Source organism: Sphingomonas sp. DC5200-1 (genome assembly GCF_049897245.1).
Lineage (GTDB): Bacteria > Pseudomonadota > Alphaproteobacteria > Sphingomonadales > Sphingomonadaceae > Sphingomonas > Sphingomonas aquatilis.
Genome location: NZ_JAFCVW010000008.1, coordinates 92,480 through 111,026, shown reverse-complemented (window position 1 = coordinate 111,026; position 18,547 = coordinate 92,480). Strand labels below are relative to the sequence as shown.

At 68.1% G+C, this 18,547-nt stretch carries 16 protein-coding genes; 4 read left to right on the top strand and 12 right to left on the bottom strand.

Features of this window, described 5'->3' with window-relative positions:
- Window positions 1-200: 200 nt before the first annotated feature.
- Entirely contained in the window at window positions 201-1,793 is a 1,593-nt protein-coding gene (rtcR, locus tag ACP7A3_RS16535; protein ID WP_426256661.1) for an RNA repair transcriptional activator RtcR, read from the bottom strand.
- Between the two features lie 257 nt (window positions 1,794-2,050).
- On the opposite strand from rtcR, the gene ACP7A3_RS16530 reads away from it, so the two are divergent.
- From ACP7A3_RS16530 to ACP7A3_RS16520, 3 genes are all read left to right on the top strand, one after another.
- The gene (locus ACP7A3_RS16530) at window positions 2,051-3,277 is read left to right on the top strand and encodes an RtcB family protein (RefSeq protein ID WP_426256660.1); all 1,227 of its coding nucleotides are present in this window, start codon (window positions 2,051-2,053) and stop codon (window positions 3,275-3,277) included.
- A gap of 96 nt (window positions 3,278-3,373) precedes the next feature.
- Window positions 3,374-4,387: an RNA 3'-terminal phosphate cyclase gene (gene rtcA, locus ACP7A3_RS16525; protein ID WP_308814329.1), complete on the top strand. Its 1,014-nt coding sequence runs from the start codon at window positions 3,374-3,376 to the stop codon at window positions 4,385-4,387.
- Window positions 4,388-4,642: 255 nt separating this feature from the next.
- Window positions 4,643-6,601 (top strand): AAA family ATPase, encoded by a 1,959-nt coding sequence (locus ACP7A3_RS16520; RefSeq protein WP_426256659.1) that lies wholly within the window; start codon window positions 4,643-4,645, stop codon window positions 6,599-6,601.
- 351 nt (window positions 6,602-6,952) lie between these two features.
- Here ACP7A3_RS16520 and ACP7A3_RS16515 read toward each other — a convergent pair whose 3' ends face one another.
- Genes ACP7A3_RS16515 through ACP7A3_RS16470 form a run of 10 tightly spaced genes read right to left on the bottom strand, consistent with a single transcriptional unit; the run spans window position 6,953 to window position 15,591 of the window.
- The gene (locus tag ACP7A3_RS16515) at window positions 6,953-8,032 is read right to left on the bottom strand and encodes a CaiB/BaiF CoA transferase family protein (protein ID WP_426256658.1); all 1,080 of its coding nucleotides are present in this window, start codon (window positions 8,030-8,032) and stop codon (window positions 6,953-6,955) included.
- Window positions 8,033-8,034: 2 nt separating this feature from the next.
- Window positions 8,035-8,349 (bottom strand): 2Fe-2S iron-sulfur cluster-binding protein, encoded by a 315-nt coding sequence (locus tag ACP7A3_RS16510; protein WP_017977987.1) that lies wholly within the window; start codon window positions 8,347-8,349, stop codon window positions 8,035-8,037.
- The gene (locus ACP7A3_RS16505; RefSeq protein WP_017977988.1) at window positions 8,346-9,344 is read right to left on the bottom strand and encodes an NAD(P)H-dependent flavin oxidoreductase; all 999 of its coding nucleotides are present in this window, start codon (window positions 9,342-9,344) and stop codon (window positions 8,346-8,348) included. The genes ACP7A3_RS16510 and ACP7A3_RS16505 overlap by 4 nt, the downstream gene beginning before the upstream one ends.
- Entirely contained in the window at window positions 9,344-10,504 is a 1,161-nt protein-coding gene (locus ACP7A3_RS16500; protein WP_017977989.1) for an acetyl-CoA C-acetyltransferase, read from the bottom strand. Before ACP7A3_RS16500 ends, ACP7A3_RS16505 begins: the two co-directional genes overlap by 1 nt.
- A 2-nt stretch (window positions 10,505-10,506) precedes the next feature.
- Window positions 10,507-11,289, bottom strand: a complete 783-nt coding sequence (locus ACP7A3_RS16495) for an enoyl-CoA hydratase/isomerase family protein (protein WP_426256657.1) — start codon at window positions 11,287-11,289, stop codon at window positions 10,507-10,509.
- Entirely contained in the window at window positions 11,286-12,356 is a 1,071-nt protein-coding gene (locus ACP7A3_RS16490; protein ID WP_426256656.1) for a phosphotransferase, read from the bottom strand. Before ACP7A3_RS16490 ends, ACP7A3_RS16495 begins: the two co-directional genes overlap by 4 nt.
- Window positions 12,353-12,487, bottom strand: a complete 135-nt coding sequence (locus ACP7A3_RS16485; RefSeq protein ID WP_426256655.1) for a hypothetical protein — start codon at window positions 12,485-12,487, stop codon at window positions 12,353-12,355. Before ACP7A3_RS16485 ends, ACP7A3_RS16490 begins: the two co-directional genes overlap by 4 nt.
- Window positions 12,484-13,668 (bottom strand): acyl-CoA dehydrogenase family protein, encoded by a 1,185-nt coding sequence (locus tag ACP7A3_RS16480; RefSeq protein ID WP_426256654.1) that lies wholly within the window; start codon window positions 13,666-13,668, stop codon window positions 12,484-12,486. Before ACP7A3_RS16480 ends, ACP7A3_RS16485 begins: the two co-directional genes overlap by 4 nt.
- Entirely contained in the window at window positions 13,665-14,426 is a 762-nt protein-coding gene (locus ACP7A3_RS16475; RefSeq protein WP_426256653.1) for an SDR family NAD(P)-dependent oxidoreductase, read from the bottom strand. The genes ACP7A3_RS16480 and ACP7A3_RS16475 overlap by 4 nt, the downstream gene beginning before the upstream one ends.
- Before the next feature lie 40 nt (window positions 14,427-14,466).
- Window positions 14,467-15,591: an acyl-CoA dehydrogenase family protein gene (locus tag ACP7A3_RS16470; RefSeq protein WP_426256679.1), complete on the bottom strand. Its 1,125-nt coding sequence runs from the start codon at window positions 15,589-15,591 to the stop codon at window positions 14,467-14,469.
- Between the two features lie 178 nt (window positions 15,592-15,769).
- On the opposite strand from ACP7A3_RS16470, the gene ACP7A3_RS16465 reads away from it, so the two are divergent.
- Entirely contained in the window at window positions 15,770-17,287 is a 1,518-nt protein-coding gene (locus tag ACP7A3_RS16465; protein ID WP_426256652.1) for an acyl-CoA synthetase, read from the top strand.
- Window positions 17,288-17,438: 151 nt separating this feature from the next.
- Here ACP7A3_RS16465 and ACP7A3_RS16460 read toward each other — a convergent pair whose 3' ends face one another.
- Window positions 17,439-18,545 carry an NAD(P)-dependent alcohol dehydrogenase gene (locus tag ACP7A3_RS16460; protein WP_426256651.1) on the bottom strand — a complete coding sequence of 369 codons (1,107 nt, stop codon included), beginning with the start codon at window positions 18,543-18,545 and terminating at the stop codon, window positions 17,439-17,441.
- Between the last annotated feature and the right edge of the window lie 2 nt (window positions 18,546-18,547).

The following is an 18,547-nucleotide window of genomic DNA, read 5'->3' as shown; positions in this document are numbered from 1 at the left end:
GGTTTTGGTCTTAAACATGTTTACCGGCGCGGCGCGACAACACCTGCCGAGCGGATGGGCCGGCGAGCACCCCGATCTTGCCGACACGGCCCATCAACTCTGGGCGGACGAGATCAGCGCTTTCCGCGCGGGTTGGAGCAGGATCACGGCGGCGGCCTGAGTGGCATGGGTCGGCATCGGCCGCCCCGTATCCTAGAGGGTCAGCGATCGCCCATCACGTCGGTCCAGCTCAGATCGAACCGCGCCAGATATTTGCGCAGGCGATCGGCGTCGTTGGTCGAGGTGCGCTGACGGCGGGATGCGGCGAACAGGGTGCGGCCGGCTTCGGATAAGGAGCGGCTCTCGCGACAGGTGTCCACCACATGGGCCAACTGGACCCGATCGAACGGGTCCAGCGCGTCCAACTGCTTAGGCGACAGTAGTCCGGCGAGTGTATCAGGTGCGTCCACCCCGCCCGTCCAAAGGCGCTTGAGCCGCGCGATCTCGCCAGTGACGCAGTCGACGTTGATCCGTCCCGATGGACTGAAGGTCGCCATGCGGGTGACGCTGGCGGCGAGGTCGCGGAAGTTGCCCGGCCAGCGCGCCTCGGCACTGGTCGCGAAGCCGAGATAACGGTCGCGCGCTTCCTTGTTGAAGGTGATGCGGTCGCCCTCGCGCTCGGCGTGGCGGTCGAGTTCATAGTCGAGGTTGGGTGCGATATCCTCGCGGCGCTCGGCAAGGCCGGGCAGCGCGAAGGTCCAGAGGTTCAGCCGCGCATACAGGTCTTCGCGGAACGTCCCCGCCGCCACGCAGGCGGCAAGGTCGCGGTTGGTGCCGGCAATCAGTTGGAAGTCGCTTTCGATTTCGCGGTCGGCGCCCACGGGCAGGAAGCGCTTGTCCTCGATCGCGCGCAGGATCATCGCCTGTTCGTCGAGGCCGAGTTCGCCGATCTCGTCGAGAAACAGAACGCCGGTGTCCGCCGTGCGCAGCAGCCCGGCGCGGTCCGCGGCGGCGCCGGTGAAGGCGCCCTTGCGGTGGCCGAACAGGGCCGACATCGCGCTGTCACCCTTCAGCGTCGCGCAGTTCACCTCGACCAGCGGCCCCTTCACCTGTCGCTTGATCCGCTTCAGTTCGTAGATGCGCCGGGCGAGTTGGCTCTTGCCCGCGCCGGTCGGACCCATCAGCAGCAAGGGTGCGCGGCTGCGGACGGCGACCTGCTCGATCTCGTCGATCATCGCGTTGAAGGCGGCGTTGCTTGTGTCGATGCCCGATTTCAGGAAGCTGGTGCTCTCGGCGCTGTCGGCAGCGAAGCGCGTTGCGATGCTGTCGTAGCGCGACAGGTCGAGGTCGATGATGTTCCACGTCCCCGCCGCGCCGCCAGACCCACGGGCAGGCTGTGTCTGAAGCAGGCGACCCGGCAGATAATGTGCCTCGGTCAGCAGGAACAGGCAGATCTGTGCGACGTGCGTGCCGGTCGTGATGTGGACGAGATAGTCTTCCGCATCGGGATCGAACGGATAGGCCCGCGCGAAGTCGAGCAGCTTTCCATAGACCTCCTCGAAGTCCCATGGGTCGGCGAAGTCCATCACCTGCATCTCGACCCGCGTTTCCGGCGACACGGAGGCGATGTCGAGCGCCACGAATGCGGCAAGGCGCGCATGCTGGGTCCCGTGGATCAGGACGAGCCGATCGATCCGCAGGTCTTCGTGCATGGTGAGGCCGACTGTCGGCCGCCATCGGCTCCACCGCCCGGTGTCGAATTTGCCAGCGTCGAGTGTCGAGCCGAGAAAACCGATAGCGACCGTGGGCTTCATGGCGATACAATAGGATAAACTACGATCTATGTCGATCGTAACCGCGTCAGGTGCAGGTCAATCCGCTTAGCATCGGACTTTTGAGAAAAGCACGAGTTGTGAGGTGGATAGGCCAAATCTTCGACGGTCTGGCGGCATTTGGCACGCTCCTCGCAATGCCATGTTCGTCGGATCGCATGGCATTGAACGGTTCGACACGCGGCAGAGGCGGCCGGAATAGGCCGGCCGCCTCACAGGTAAGTCCGAGGAGTTAGACCATGACCGCCACCGCTTACGAATACACCGACGTCCCCGGCGGCGTGCCGATCAAGGCGTGGACGCGGGGCGTTCCCGTCGAGGACGGCGCGCGGGCGCAATTGGCGCGGGCGGCGCAGATGCCGTTCATCTTCAAGCATGTCGCCGCCATGCCCGACGTCCATATCGGCATCGGCGCGACGGTGGGTTCGGTGATCCCAACCAAAGGCGCGGTCATTCCGGCGGCGGTCGGGGTCGATATCGGATGCGGCATGATGGCGGCGCGCACCTCGCTGATGGCGAGCGATCTGCCCGACCATCTGGAGGGTGTCCGCTCGGCGATCGAGCAGGCGGTGCCGCATGGCCGCAGCGTCGGCCGGGGCAAGCGCGACAATGGGAGTTGGGGCTCGCCGCCGCCCGCGATCGTCTCGGCCTGGGCGACGCTCGTCCAGCGCTTCGACCGGATCTGCGAGAAGCACCCGCGGCTCAAGAACACGAACAACCTCGTGCATCTGGGGACGCTGGGCACCGGCAACCACTTTATTGAGCTGTGCCTCGACGAAGAGGCGCGGGTGTGGGTGATGCTGCACTCCGGTTCGCGCGGCGTCGGCAACGCGATCGGCACCTTCTTCATCGAACTGGCCAAGCAGGACATGCGCAAATGGCACCTGAACCTGCCCGATGAGGACCTCGCCTATTTCCCGGAGGGGACCGACCATTTCGACGATTATGTCGAGGCGGTCGGCTGGGCGCAGGATTATGCGGCGCTCAACCGGCGGATGATGATGACCAACGTCATCGCCGCGCTGCGCAAGGTCATCGCCAAGCCGTTCGAGGCGGAGTTGGAGGCGGTCAATTGCCACCACAATTACGTCACGCGCGAAAACCACTTCGGCGAGAACGTGCTGGTGACCCGCAAGGGCGCGGTGCGCGCGGCGAAGGGGGTGATGGGGATCATCCCCGGATCGATGGGCGCCAAGTCGTTCATCGTCCGTGGGCTCGGCAACCCGGATTCGTTCGATAGCTGCAGCCACGGTGCGGGCCGGGTGATGAGCCGAACGGCCGCCAAGAAGCTGGTGACGCTGGACGAGCATATCGCCGATACGGCGGGCGTCGAATGCCGCAAGGACGAGGGCGTGATCGACGAGACGCCCAAGGCTTATAAGCCGATCGAAGCCGTGATGGCCGCCCAGGCCGATCTGGTGGAGATCGTCCACACGTTGAAACAGGTGGTGTGCGTCAAAGGGTGAAGCGGGAGATAGCGACAGGCCGGGCGCCTGTTGCCCCGCTTCACCGGCCGCCAAGGCGGCCGTGAACGACGCACACCATTGGTCAGAGTGAATATCATGATCGAGATTGATGGAGCGGAAGGAGAGGGCGGGGGACAGGTTGTACGCAATGCGTGCGCGCTGTCGCTTGTTACCGGCGAGCCGGTCCGCATCACCAACGTCCGCGCCAAGCGATCGAAGCCGGGACTGATGCGTCAGCATGTCACCGCGATCGAGGCGGCCTGCGCGATCGGCAGCGCGACGTGCGAGGGGCTGGTCGTCGGGGCGTCCGACCTGACCTTCCGTCCCGGCCGGGTAAAGGCTGGCGATTATCGCTTTTCGGTCGGAACGGCGGGATCGACGGGGCTGGTGTTGCAGACGGTGCTAATGCCGCTGCTGCTCGCCGACGCCCCGTCGCGGCTGGTGCTGGAGGGCGGGACCCACAACATGCTGGCCCCGCCGTTCGAGTTCATCGAGCGCTGCTTCCTGCCGATCGTCCGGCGGATGGGCGGGCAGGTCGAGGCGCGGCTGGTCCGGCATGGTTTCTATCCGCGTGGCGGTGGGCGGATCGAGGTGGATATCGCCCCCGGCCCGCTCCGGCCGGTCGAGTGCATGGCGCGGGGCGAGGCGTTCGGCGTGTCGGCCTGCGCCTTGTTCGCCGGGTTGCCCATGTCGATTGCCGAGCGCGAGATCGCCGTTGTCCGCAAGGCGTTCGGCTGGTCGGAGCGCGAATGCTTCATGCGGGAATTGCCGGTCGATCAGGGGCCGGGCAACATCCTGCTACTGGAGGCGAAGTTCGAACATGTCACCGAGATTGTCAGTGGTTTCGCGCAATTGGGCGTGACGGCGGAGCGGGTCGCGAAGACGGCGGTCGGGCGGATGCGCGGCTATCTGGCGTGTGACGCCTTTGCCGGGCCGTATCTCGCCGACCAGTTGCTGTTGCCGATGGCTCTGGGGGGCGGCGGCGTGTTCACGACCGTCAAGCCGAGCGAGCATGCCCGCACGGCAGCGGCGGTGATCGAGCGCTTCACCGGGCGGCGTACCCGGTTCGAGCAGCAGGCGGGAGGGGCGCATGCCGTGACGATCGCCTGACGGATTGCGAGCGTAACGACTTTCTGCTATCAACCCTGCCAGCCCGTACCAACCGGCGGGCCATACGGAGACATGCTGTGTTCGACCTTGCCGCCTATTGCGGTGCACGGGTCGGCGGTCTCCGGCCTTTCGCGTAAACGTCCCACGACGTTGGCGGCGGGCCGGCATCCGCCCCCGCCGCACCTCACCCATTCGACAGGAATGATGTCGACGCGCGCCCTTGCGCCGTCGGCCTGAGAGACGCGTGGATACGATATGGACGAATTGATTATCGTCCGGGGCTTGATGCTCCGGACGGCGGGCGCGCTGCCGGCCACGGCACCGCTCGCCAAAGCGCTGCTGGAATGGGCGGAGCCGCATCGGCCCTGGCTGCTGCCCGACGTAGAAGGCGAATGGAACTGGGAGGGCTTACTCGCCGGTCTGGCTGCTGCGCGTGGGGAACCGGTGCGGGCGGAGGCGCTCGAACTCGCGGGTACGCTGGCGCGGTTGCTGGGATTGTCGCCGCTCGATGCGGCGCTGCTGCGCCTGATGGTCGCATGCGACCGACTGCCGCGCGTCGGTGCCTTGGCGCGATTGCTCAGCCGTCACGGGCATGACCTGCCGCAACTCCTCGGCGAGATGGCCGGGGCGGGTGCGGAGGACGCGGACCGCGCGGCGCGGCGGGGTGCGGTCACGCGGCTGGGCTTGGCCTGCTTCACGGCAACCCGTGAGGGTGAGGCGGATGTCGAGATCCGCTGGACCTTGCAACGTCTGCTCGACCGGGCTCCGGCGAGCGAAGAGGCGATGCTCGATACGCTGGTCGGTCGGCGGCAGGCGGCCACGCTGGGGCTCGACGCCTATGCGCATGTCGAACCGATCGACTTCCTCGTCCGCCTGCTTCGCGGTGCGCTGGGCGAGGCGGCGGCGGGGGTCAACATCCTGATCTACGGCCCGCCCGGCACCGGCAAGACCGAACTCGCGCGTACGCTGGCGGCGGCGGCAGGCGCGGTGTTGCACGGTGTGGGTGAGGCGGACGAAGATGGCGAGGAACCCCGCCGTTGGGACCGCGTCGCGGCGCTGGCCTTGGCACAACGTCTGCTCGGTGGGCGGGGGTCTGCGGTGCTGCTGTTCGACGAAATGGAGGATTTGATCGGCGATGCCAGCCCGTCTGCGGGCGGCGACTGGTTCAGTCGGCGCGAGGGCAGCAAGGTCTTCGTCAACCGACTGCTGGAGGCCAACCCGGTGCCGGTGATCTGGACGACCAACGCGATCGGCAATGTCGATGCGGCGATCCTGCGGCGGATGAGCTTCGTGCTGCGGCTCGACCTGCCGTCGCGTGCGGCGGCAGCGGCGATGCTTGACCGGGTGGCGCGGGAGGAGCGGGTGTCGCCCGGCCCTGCCTTCGCCACGTTGCTCGACGCCGCACCAGAGGCAGCGACGGTTCTGCGGATGGCGGCGCGTGCGGGTAAACTGGCCGGTGAACAAGATGGCGGCACCGTCGCAGCCGAGGCGCTGGTGCGGGCGCTACGCGGTGGTACGCTGCCACCGCCCGGCCCGGCGGCGTTCGACCTCGACCTGTTTGAAACCGATCGGCCGGTCGATCCCCTATTCGCGGCCATGGCGGATGGCGGGGCAAGCGACGTGTCGCTGCTACTGACGGGCCCGCCGGGCACCGGCAAGACCGCCTTCGCGCATCATCTGGCACGGGCGCTCGACCGGCCGCTGCTGGTCAAGCGTGCATCCGACCTGCTGTCCAAATGGGTCGGCGAGACCGAGGCGCAGATCGCCGACGCCTTTGCCGAGGCGCGGCGGCGGGAGGCCGTGCTGTTGTTCGACGAGGCGGACTCGCTGCTGTTCGACCGCAGTACGGCGCGGACCAGCTGGGAGGTGGGGCAGGTCAACGAACTGCTGACGTGGCTCGACCTGCATCCGTTGCCGGTCGTCGCGGCGACGAACCATGAGGCCGGGCTGGACCCGGCGACGCTGCGGCGGTTCGTCTTCAAGCTGCGGCTGAAACCGCTCGGGGCAGAGCGCGCCGCCGCGGCCTTCCAGCGCTTTTTCGGAGAGCCCGCCCCGGCCTGTCTACGCACCGTGGAAGGACTCACACCCGGCGACTTCGCGGTCGTCGCACGGCAATTGCGGTTTTGGCCCGCCGCCGATGCGGCGGACCTCGTAACGCGATTGAGGGCCGAGGTGGTAGCGCGGCCCGGCATGTCGGTCAGGCTGGGCTTTTGACGGGCTTACGCGCGGCCGTCGCTGGCGGCCGCGCGTCGACCCGCGCGGTGCCTTTTCACGCGACGGGTAGGTGGCCATCCTGATCAACCCGCTTCGGCGTCAGGGTTCAGCCGTCCAGGCGATCGGACGCTTGCCTGAAGAAAAGGCCTGTGCGGCATACTGCTCTGTGGGAAAACGGTTCGGCTGCCTTGGGCGAAGGGCTGACCGTTGTCGTTCCGCCTGGGTAGCTCACGCTAGAGTTCAGCCTGTCCGTGTCCCGTCGGTAAGCGGGGTGAGCCGACGTTAGGCCATGCGGCCTGGCATCCGGCCTCAGCCGACTGCGGGCGGGGGAGACGTTCTCTCACACTCGCATCAGGCGGCGCTCCATGGCGTCTTGGTGGGATCGGCGGTGCGCCCGTCCTGTATCGCGCCTGGCGTTCGGGAGAAGCGTGGGGCCGGCGCGGTGTGGGGAATGCCGTGCTGATCGACGAACGTGCCGCGTGCCTGGAGATGGGGGTCGGAGAGTGCCTCTTGCGTGGTGAGGACGGGGTAGACGCAGGCGTCGGTGCCGCGAAACAGCGCCGTCCAGTGCGCGCAGGGCTGGCTGACGAAGGCGGCTTCGAGCAGCCGTGTGGTTTCGGGCCATGCCGCCTCGCGCTGCAGGTCCGACGGGCGGTCGCAGGCGATGCTTAGCGTCGTGAGCAGCTGCGCCCAGAACTGCGGCTCGATCGCGCCGACGGCGATCTGGCGACCGTCGGCGCACATGTAGGTGCGGTAATAGGGGGCGGCGCCGGCGAGGGGGTTTCGGTCGCGGTGCAGCGAGATGCGTCCCGATGGCGTCAGGCCGGTGAACATGGTCATGAGATTGCTGACGCCGTCGACGATCGCGGCGTCGACGACCTGCCCGCGGCCGGAGCGTTCGCGCTCCCACAGGGCGGCCATGATGCCGAACGCGAGGAACATCGAGCCGCCGCCGAAGTCGCCGACGAGGTTGAGCGGCGGGGGCGACCGTTCGCCGGCATGGCCCATCGCGGCGAGCGCGCCGGTCATGGCGATGTAATTGATGTCATGGCCGGCGGTTTGGGCGAGCGGGCCATCCTGTCCCCATCCCGTCATCCGGCCGTAGACGAGCCGGTCGTTGCGCCCGCACAGGACGTCGGGGCCGAGGCCGAGGCGCTCCATGACGCCGGGGCGGAAGCCTTCGATCAGCACATCGGCCGTGTCGCAGAGGGCGATCGCCCGATCGCGCCCTTCGTCGCTGCGGATGTCGAGCGTCATGACCGTGCGGCCGCGATCCATGATCGGGTTGGGCCAGCCGTTGCCGCCGGGGCGATCGATCCGCACGACGTCCGCGCCCTGATCGGACAGCAGCATCGCGCAATGCGGGCCGGGCCCGATGCTGACGAACTCCACCACGCGAAGGCCGACGAGCGGCCCGGATGCTTCGGCCATGGCTAATCCTCCGGAGCGATGCGGACGCGCAGGGCCGCGTCGGCGTCCGTCAGGAGCAGCTGGCAGGAGAGGCGGGAGTCCGCACGGCGATGATCGCTGCTGTCGAGCAGATCGTCCTCATCCGGACTGACCGGTGGCAGGGCGCCGTCACCGTCTTCGACATACACATGGCAGGTGGCGCAGGAACAGCATCCGCCGCACATCGCGAGAAGCTCGTCGATGCCGGCGTCGCGGATCGCCTCCATCACGCTCACGCCCGCCGTGGCGTCGACCTGGCGCATGGTGTCGTCGCGCAGGATGACGGTGATCGCGGTCATGCCGCCATCTCGTGCGGCGCGACGATGCAGTGCGTCAGCCGCGACGTGATGATCCGTTCGGCGTCCCGTACGATGCGCGCGACCAGGTCGCGGCAGGTCGGAATGTCGTGGATGAGGCCCTGGATCTGGCCGGCCCAGATCAGACCGGCGTCGAGGTCGCCGGTCTCGAGCGCGATCCGCCCCTTCGCGCCGGATACCAGCGGGCGGATATCCTCGAACGTCGTTTCGGGACGGTTCGATAGGTCGACGACGCGATCGGAGACGCTGGTCTTGGCGACGCGGCCGGTGTTGTGGAAGCGGCGGAAGATCAGGTTGGTCGCGCGCTCGTCGTTGGCGACGATGAATTGCTTCACCGCGTCGTGGATCGGCGCCTCGACCGTCGCGCAGAAGCGTGTGCCCATGTTGATGCCATCGGCACCGAGCGCGAGCGCGGCGGCGAGGCCACGGCCATCGCCGAAACCGCCGCTCGCCAGCATCGGCACGCGCACCCTGTCGGCGGCGGCGGGGATCAGGACGAGGCCGGGAATGTCGTCCTCCCCGGGATGGCCGGCGCATTCGAAACCGTCGATCGAGATGGCGTCGACGCCCATCCGCTCGGCGGACAGCGCGTGGCGGACGGCGGTGCATTTGTGGATGACGGTGATGCCGTGCGCCTTGAAATGCTCGACATGCTCCTGCGGGCGATGGCCGGCGGTTTCGACGATGGTGACACCCATGTCGATGATCGCGCGGCGATAGTCGGCATAGGGCGGCGGCGATACCGAGGGCAGGATGGTGAGGTTCACCCCGAACGGCTTGTCGGTCATCGTCCGGCAGCGTTCGATCTCGCGGCGCAGATCGTCGGGCGTCGGCTGGGTGAGGGCGGTGAGGATGCCGAGGCCGCCGGCGTTGGACACCGCCGCGGCCAGTTCGGCGCGGCCGACCCACATCATGCCGCCCTGTACGACCGGATGTTCGATACCGAGCAGATCGGTGATGCGCGTGCGCAGCGCCATCAGAGCGCCTCGACGATGGTGACGTTGGCGATGCCGCCGCCTTCGCACATGGTCTGGAGGCCATAGCGCTTGCCGCGCGCGCGCAGGGCGTGGATCAGCGTGGTCATCAGCTTCGTCCCGCTCGCGCCGAGCGGATGGCCGAGCGCGATCGCGCCGCCGTTGACGTTCAGCCTGTCGGGATCGGCGCCGACATGCTTCGCCCAGGCGAGCGGCACCGGCGCGAACGCCTCGTTCACTTCGTACAGATCGATATCGTTGATGGAGAGGCCGGCCTTGCGCAGCGCCTTGTCGGTCGCGAACAGGGGTTCTTCGAGCATGATGACGGGATCGCCCGCGGTGACGGTCAGGTCGACGATGCGGGCGATCGGCGTCAGGCCGTGCGCTTTCAGGGCGCGTTCGTTGACGACCAGCACCGCGCTGGCGCCGTCGCAGATCTGGCTGGCATTCGCGGCCGTGATGACACCGCCGTCGCGCAGCGGCTTCACCGAGGCGATCGCTTCGAGCGTGGCGTCCAGGCGGATGCCCTCGTCGCGCCAATGCGGTTCGTCGTCGACCATGATCGGCACGATCTCCGCATTGAACGCGCCTGCCTGGGTGGCGGCGGCGGCGCGGCGATGGCTTTCCAGTGCGTAGCGGTCGAGCGTCTCGCGATCGAAGCCGTATTTGCGGGCGATCGCTTCCGCGCCGTCGAACTGGCTGAATTCGGCGACGCCGAAGCGCGCGGCGATGCTCTCGCTGACCGGGCCGATCCCAATGCCTTCCTTTTTGTGGAGCGACATGTTGGAGAACATCGGCACGCGGCTCATGCTTTCGGCGCCGGCCGCGATGACGACGTCCTGCGTGCCCGACATGACTGCCTGCGCGGCGAACTGGATCGCCTGTTGCGACGAGCCGCACTGGCGATCGATCGTCACCGCCGGCACGCTGTCGGGCAGTTTCGAGGCAAAGACGGCGTTGCGGCCGAAGGCGAAGGATTGTTCGCCCGCCTGGGTGACGCAGCCCATGATGACGTCCTCGATCGCAGCAGGATCGATGCCGGCGGAATCGACGAGCGCGTCGAGGACGCTGGCCGCGAGGTCGGCCGGGTGGACGGTCGACAACCGGCCGTTGCGACGGCCTCCGGGAAGGCGGACCGCGTTGACGATATAGGCATCGGCCATGATCAGGCTCCTGGGAAAATGGGCTTGCGGCGGGCGAGGAAGGCGGCGACGCCTTCGCGGGATTCGGGATGCGCGCCGGCGGTGGCGATGGTCGCGGCCTCTGCCTCGAGGTGATCGCGCAACGTGGCGGTCGCGCCCTCGAGCAGCAGGTGTCGCGCGGCCCCGATCGCGGCGGTCGGGGCGGCGAACAGCGCCTGCGCGGTGCGGAGCGCCTCGTCCGCCAGATCGGCGTCGTCGACGGTGCGGGTGACAAGGCCGATGCGCTCCGCCTCGTCTGCACCGATGCGCGCGTTTGTCAGGATCATCGCCTGGGCGCGGCGCAGGCCGATGAGGCGGGGCAGCAGCCAGCTCATCCCGCCGTCGGGGCTGAGGCCGATGCCGGTATAGGCTGCGGTGAAATGCGCCGAGCGCGACGCGATCACGACATCCCCCAACAAGGCGAGGCTGAGGCCGGCGCCGGCGGCGGGGCCGTTGACCGCGACGACCAGCGGCTTGGCCATCGTCGCCATCGTCACGACCGCGCCGTGCAGCGTATCGGCCAGGTCGCGCAGGAAGCGCGGCGCATCCTCGCCCGCCGCTGCCATGCCGCCGACATCGCCGCCCGCGCAGAACAGCCGGCCGGCGCCGGTGAGCAGGACGCAGCGGACGGCAGGATCTGCGGCGACGTCGGTCGCGGCACTCGCGAGGTCCGCGGCCAGCGTCGGGTCGATCGCATTGCCGGCGTCGGGCCGGTTCAGCGTCAGATGGGCGATGCGGCCGTCGCGGCGCAGCAGGACGGTGCTCATCGGCAGCTCTCCATGGCCTCGCGGGCCAGACGGGCGAGGCGGGGGAAGGCCGCGGCGCGCTCGCGGGCGTGGGCAGAGGCGGCGGTGCCGCGGATCACCCGGCCCTTGATGCCGTGGAAGATCGCAGCGAGGCGGAAGACGTTGAAGGCGACGTAAAAATCGTAATCGGGAATGGCGGTGCGGCCCGTGCGCGCGCAGTAGGCGGTGATATAATCCCGCTCGCTGGGGATACCGAGCGCGGCGATGTCCGCGCCGGCCAGCCCGGCGACGATGTCGGGCGGCATCCGGTACATCATCGCATGATAGGCGAAATCGGCGAGCGGATGGCCGAGTGTGGAGAGTTCCCAGTCGAGCACCGCGAGGATGCGCGGTTCGGTGGGGTGAAAGATCATGTTGTCGCAGCGGAAATCGCCGTGGACGATCCGCGTCTCGTCGTCCGCGGGGATGTTGTCCGGCAGCCATGCAACCAAGGCGTCCATGTCCGCATCGCGGCCGGCGTCGGCATCGTCCTGATATTGTTTCGACCAGCGGGCGATCTGCCGCGCGAAGTAATTGCCGGGCCGCCCGTAATCACCGAGGCCGACGGCGGCGTAATCGACGCCGTGCAGGGCCGCGAGCGTCGCATTCATCGCGTCGAAATAGGCGGCACGCTCTTGCTGCGGCACATCGGGGAAGGTCGCGTCCCAGACGATCCGCCCCTCGACCAGCCCCATCACGAAGAACGGCGTGCCGATGACGCCGTCGTCGGCGCAGATGCCGTGGACCGGCGCGACCGGCACGTCGGTGTTCGCCAGCGCGGTGAGCACGCGCGCCTCGCGCAACACATCATGCGCGCCCTTCAACAGCGGTCCTGGCGGTTTGCGGCGCAGCACATAAGCGGCACCGGGCGTGGTCAGGCGATAGGTGGGGTTGGACTGCCCGCCCTTGAACTGGTCCACGGTCAGCGGCCCGGAAAAGCCATCGACATGGTCGGCCATCCAGCGGGCGAGCGCGGCTTCGTCGAAGCGGTGCGCGTCCCGTACGGCGGTGGTTCCCGCGTTGGCGGTCTGGCTGAGTGCTTCGGTCATAACGCCGTCCAGACGGACGCGCGCTTGGCGGCGACGGCGTCATGCTCTTCGGCGTTTAACGCAGTGTTCGCTTCGGGGCGGGCGATCGTCAGTCGCCCCGCGCCCGGGAGCCGGATATAGCGGTGCGTCATGCCTGCGCCGCCTTCCAGTCGCGCTTGATCTTCTTGGCGAGGCTCCATTTGTGGACTTCGGTCGGGCCGTCATAGATGCGGAACGCACGGATTTCGCGGAACACCTGTTCGACGATCGTATCGCCGGTGACGCCGGTGCCGCCCATCACCTGCACGCAGCGGTCGGCGACGCGCATCAGCGCTTCGGACACGGCGACCTTGGTCATCGAGCTTTCCGGACCGCCGTTGGCACCGCCGTCCAGCGCGTCGGCGCACCAGTCGATCATCAATTCGGCCTGTTTCAGGTCGATGAGGTTTTCGGCGAGCATGAAGCCGACGCCTTCGTGATCGATCAGCACCTTGCCGAAGGCATGGCGGCGATTGGCGTAGTCGGTCGCGATCTCATGCGCGCGGACGCATGCGCCCAGCCAGCGCATGCAGTGCGACAGCCGGGCAGGGGCGAGGCGGATCTGGGCATATTTGAACCCTTCGCCGCTGTGCCCCAGCATCTGGTCGGCCGGGATGCGCAGATTGTCGATGCGCACCACGGCATGGCCCCCGGGCATCGAGCTGTCGATCGTATCCAGCACGCGTTCGATGGTGATCGCCGGGTCGGGCAGATCGACCAGAAACATGCAGGCGCCCCCGGTCCCGTCGGTGGCGTCCGACTTCGCCATGACGATCCCGACCTTCGCGCCCTCGGCACCGGTGATGAATGCCTTGCGACCGTTGACGACCCAGTGATTGCCGTCGAGCGTCGCCGTGGTCTGCATCATCGATGGATCCGAGCCGGCGCCGCCGTCGGCCGCGGGTTCGGTCATGAAGAACGCCGAGCGCGCGTCGCCGCGCACCAGCGGATCGAGGAAACGGCGCTTCTGATCGTCGCTGCCGACCTTGCCGAGCAGGTACATGTTGCCCTCGTCCGGCGCGGCGGTGTTGACCGCGATCGGGCCGAGCGGGGACAGGCCGGACTGGCGCAGGACATAGGCGGTCTCGCGCTGCGTCAGATGCGTGCCATCGGGCAGGATGTGTGGGGTGAGCACGCCCGCCGCGCGCGCCTTGCCGCGCAATTCGTCGACCAATGCGTCGGTGGGTCCGTGCGCGTCGCGGCGCGGGTCGCTTTCGTAGGGCGCAACGACATCGCGGACAAAGGCCTCCACCGCCGCGCCGATCGTACGCGCCCGCTCGGTGGGCGCGGTCATCGCGGCGCCATCCGGATCGCGCCGTCGAGGCGGATCGTTTCGCCGTTGAGCATCGGGTTGGTCACGATCGATTCGACCAGCTGCGCATATTCGTCGGGTTGGCCGAGGCGGCTGGGGAAGGGCACCTGCGCACCCAGGCTGTCCTGCGCCTCCTGCGGCAGCGTCGCGAGCAGCGGCGTCCAGAAGATGCCGGGCGCGATCGTCATCACGCGGATGCCATAGCGGGCCAGTTCCCGCGCGATCGGCAGCGTCATGCCGACCACACCGCCCTTGGATGCGGCATAGGCAGCCTGCCCGATCTGACCGTCATAGGCGGCGACGGAGGCGGTGTTGATGACGACGCCGCGCTCCTCGCCGATCGGCGCCGCGGTGTGAAGTGCCGCGGCGAATTTCGACAGAACGTTGAATGTGCCGATCAGATTGATCGTCACGATTTTCGAGAAGGACGCGAGCGGCAGCGGGTTGCCGTCGCGGTCGATCACCTTCGCAGGCGGGCCGATGCCGGCGCAATTCACCAGGATGCGCGCCTTGCCGTTGACGCCCTCCGCTTCCGCGATAGCGCCGGCGACCGCCTGTTCGTCGGTGACATCGACGCGCACGAAATGCCCGCCGATCTCCTGCGCCAGCGCCGTGCCGAGATCGGCGTTGAGATCGAAGATCGTGACCTTGGCGCCCTGAGCCGCAAGCCGTTTGGCGGTGCCGCCGCCGAGGCCGGAGGCCCCGCCCGTCACGATCGCCGCAATGCCATCGATGTTCATCCTGTCGTCTCTCCGAATTGGTGGGTGTGGGAGGGCGCCGTCACAGCGCGCGGGCGATCACCATGCGCTGAATGTCCGACGTGCCTTCGTAGATCTGGCAGACGCGGACGTCGCGATAGATGCGGGCGAGGCCGAATTCCTCGAGATAGCCATAGCCGCCGAGCGTCTGGATCGCGCCGGATACGATCCGTTCGGCCGCCTCCGACGCGAACAGCTTCGCCATCGATGCGGCGGTCAGCGCCGGCTCGCCCGCGTCCTTCAGCGCGGCGGCGTGCAGTACGAGCTGTCGCGCCGCCTCCAATTGTGTGGCGAGGTCGGCGAGGCGGAAACCGACCGCCTGATGCTCGATGATCGACTTGCCGAAGCTGCGACGGTCCCGCGCATAAGCGACCGCGATGTCGAGCGCGGCCTGCGCCATGCCGACAGACTGGGCGGCGATGCCGATGCGTCCCGCCTCCAGATTGGCGAGCGCTATGGCATAGCCGCGGCCCTCTTCGCCCAGTAGCGCATCGGCGGGCACGTCGCAGTCGACGAAGCGCAGCGCGCACGTGTCGGAGGCGGCCTGGCCGAGCTTGTGTTCGACCTTGTCGACGACATAGCCGGGCGTGTCGGTGGGGACGAGGAAGGCGGACATCCCCTTGCGCCCCGCCGTAGGATCGGTGACCGCGATCACCATCGCAACCCCGGCGATCCTGCCCGACGTGATGAATTGCTTGGCCCCGTTCAGCCGCCATCCGCCATCGATGCGCGTTGCGGTGGTGCGGATCGCCGCGGCATCCGATCCCGCATCGCTCTCGGTCAAGGCGAAGGCGCCGATCGCGTCGCCGGATACCAGTCGCGGCAGCCAGCGTGCCTGTTGTGCCGCGCTGCCGTCCTTGAGCAGGCCCGAAACCATGATCGAATTCTGGATCGACACGATCGTCGACAGCGCGCCGTCAGCTGCAGCGAGCTCGATCAGGGCGAGCGCGTACGAGACGTAATCGGTGCCGGCCCCGCCGACGTCGGCAGGCGCGGTCATGCCCATCAGGCCAAGGTCGCCAAGCTGCCGGAACAGGTCGGGCGGATAGCCGCCCGCCGCTTCGAAACCGGCGCTTGCCGGGCGAAGACGCTCTTGCGCGAAGGCACGTACCATGTCGCGGATGGCGATCTGGTCGTCGGTCAGGATCACGTCTGCCTCTCCCGTAGCGCCCGGTTGTCGGGTCGCCGTGCCTGCCGGGATAGCGGACGCGAGGCGTTTGGGCTTTGCCCGGCACTCGCGCCGCTTTTCACATTTCTTGCGCTGCGATTGCCGGGCGAGGCTGCGCTGTGGTTCGACCCGGTCATAACGATAAGGGAGAGGTGCGATGCATCCGGCAGATCATGCCGTCCGTCATCCGCAGAAGGCCGCGATCGTGTTGGCGACGTCGGGCGAGCAGATCAGCTTCGCCGCGCTGGATGCGCAGTCCAATGCCAGCGCGTGGCAGTTGCGGGCGTTGGGCCTGACCCGCGGCGATGTCGTCGCGACCGTGTTCGCCAATGCCCCCGAGGTGTTCGTGTTCGGCTGGGCGGCGCAGCGGTCCGGGCTGTACCAGACCGCGATCTCGAACAAGCTGAGCGCGCGCGACATCGCCTATATCCTGCGCGATTGCGGGGCGAAGCTGCTGGTCGTCTCGCCCGCTTATGCCGAGCTGGCACGGGCGGCTCTGGCAGAGGCGCCGGATGTGCCGGCCTATTGCTGGACGGGCGCGTGCGACGGGCTCGCGGACTGGTCCGCGGCGGTGGCGGCGCGGCCGACCACCCCGATCCCGGACGAAAGCGCAGGGACCGACCTGCTCTATTCCTCCGGAACCACTGGTCGACCGAAGGGGGTGAAGGGCGCGCTGCCGATCGGGCCGATCGGCGCGGACACGCCGCTGACGCGGATGGGCAGCGGCCTGTACGGCATGGGTGCGGACAGCATCTATCTGTCGACGTCACCACTCTATCACGCCGCGCCGCTGCGCTGGGCGATGGCGGTGCAGCAGCTGGGCGGGACCGTGATCGTCATGGAGCGGTTCGATGCCGAGGAGGCGCTGCGCCTGATCGAGCGGTATCGGGTGACGCAGGCGACGTTCGTGCCGACGCATTTCGTGCGCATGCTAAAGCTGCCCGAGGCGGTGCGCCGCCGCTATGACTTATCGTCGTTGCGCGCCGTGGTGCATGCGGCGGCGCCGTGCCCCGTGCCGGTCAAGCGCGCGATGATCGAATGGCTGGGGCCGATCGTTCACGAATATTATTCGGGCACCGAAAGCTGCGGGATCACCGCCTTGTCGAGCGAGGAATGGCTGCGCAAGCCGGGGTCGGTCGGGCGTGCCGTGCTGGGGAATATCCATATCGTCGACGATGCGGGCGTTGAGCTGCCGCCGGGGGAAACGGGCAACGTCTTCTTTGGCGACGGACCGCGGTTCGAATATCTCAACGATCCAGTGAAGACGGCGGAGGCGCACAATGCTGCAGGCTGGGCGACGCTGGGCGACATCGGGCATGTCGATGCGGACGGCTATCTGTTCCTGTCCGATCGCAAGAGCTTCATGATCATTTCGGGCGGGGTGAACGTCTATCCGCAGGAAATCGAGAATCTGCTGGTGACGCACCCGGCGGTTGCCGACGTCGCGGTGATCGGCGTGCCATGCGACGAGATGGGGGAGAGCGTGCTCGCGATCGTGCAGCCGGCCGCGACCGTGCGGGCGGACGATGCGCTGGCGGAGGAGCTGCGCGGCTTTGCCCGGCGCGAGCTGGGCGGGGTGAAGACGCCGAAGCGCGTGGTGTTCCAGGCCGAGCTGCCGCGCGAGCCGACGGGCAAGTTGCTGAAGCGCGTGCTGCGCGAACACTATTGCCGCTAACTGCGCAGCGTCGGGCGGTCGTTAGCGTTTTCGACTCCGTCGGGCCATCGGTGTGGCGTCGCCGACAACGCGCCGTCGGCGCTCTGCACCGCCCGGCGCCCGGCATCGACGGCATGGCTGCCGCCGACGATCGCCGCTTCGAATGGCCGGGTCAGGGGATGAGCACGACCTTGATGCACTCGCCACGCGCCTGCGCCGCGATGGCGTCGTTGATCTGGGCAAGCGGGAAGGTCTGGACCAGCCGGTCGAACGGGAAGCGGCCGTCGCGATGGGCCGCGATCAGCTGCGGAATGAAGGTCTGCGGATCGCTGTCGCCCTCCATGATCCCGACGACGCGCTGCCCGAAGGTGATCATCGCCGCGATGTTGATCGCGACGGCGTCCTCCGCCTTCGGGGGAACGCCGACCAGTCCGATCATGCCGCGGGAGGCGAGCGCGCCGAGCGCCGCCTCGATCGCCCCGACCCGGCCGCTGGTGTCGAAGGCGAAGTCGAAGCCATCGGCGATGATGGCGCGCAACGCTTCGGTGACGGGACCGGCATGGGGATCGATGACGTGTGTAGCGCCGAGGTCCAGTGCGATCTGGCGGCGTGCCGCGACGGGTTCGACCAGCGCGATCGTCGTGCAGCCCTGGATTTTCGCGCCCATCACCGCAGCGAGACCGACGGGGCCGCCGCCGACGATCGCGATCGAGCTGCCCGCCGGACAGGCCATCGAGCGCATCACCCCGCCGGCGCCGGTCTGGAACCCGCAGCCAAGGGGCCCAAGGATTTCGAGCGGTGCGTCCGCGTCCTCGACCTTCACGACATTGCCCGCGCGGACGATCGCCTGGGCGGCAAAGCTCGACTGGCCGAAGAAGTGCGAGGCGATCGACTCGCCATTGGCGGAATAGGCCGTCGACCCATCCTCCAGCCGCATGCCGGCATAGTTCAGCGGCGGAAAATCGCGGCAATAGCTGGGCAGATGCTCCTGGCAGCGCGCGCAATGGCCGCAGCTGGAAAAGCCGAGGACGACACGGTCGCCGACCGCCAGCCCCTCGACTCCCTCGCCGACCTCTTCGATCACGCCTGCACCCTCATGGCCAAGCACGGCCGGCAGCGGGTAGGGGGCGAACTGGTCGCGGAAGACGAGATCGGTGTGGCACAGGCCGACCCCGGCGATCTTGACGCGGACCTCGCCGGCGCGCGGTGCTTCGACCGTAACCTCCTCGATCGAGAATGCGCCCCTGGGTGTGCGGGCAACCGCGGCGATGGTCTGCATGA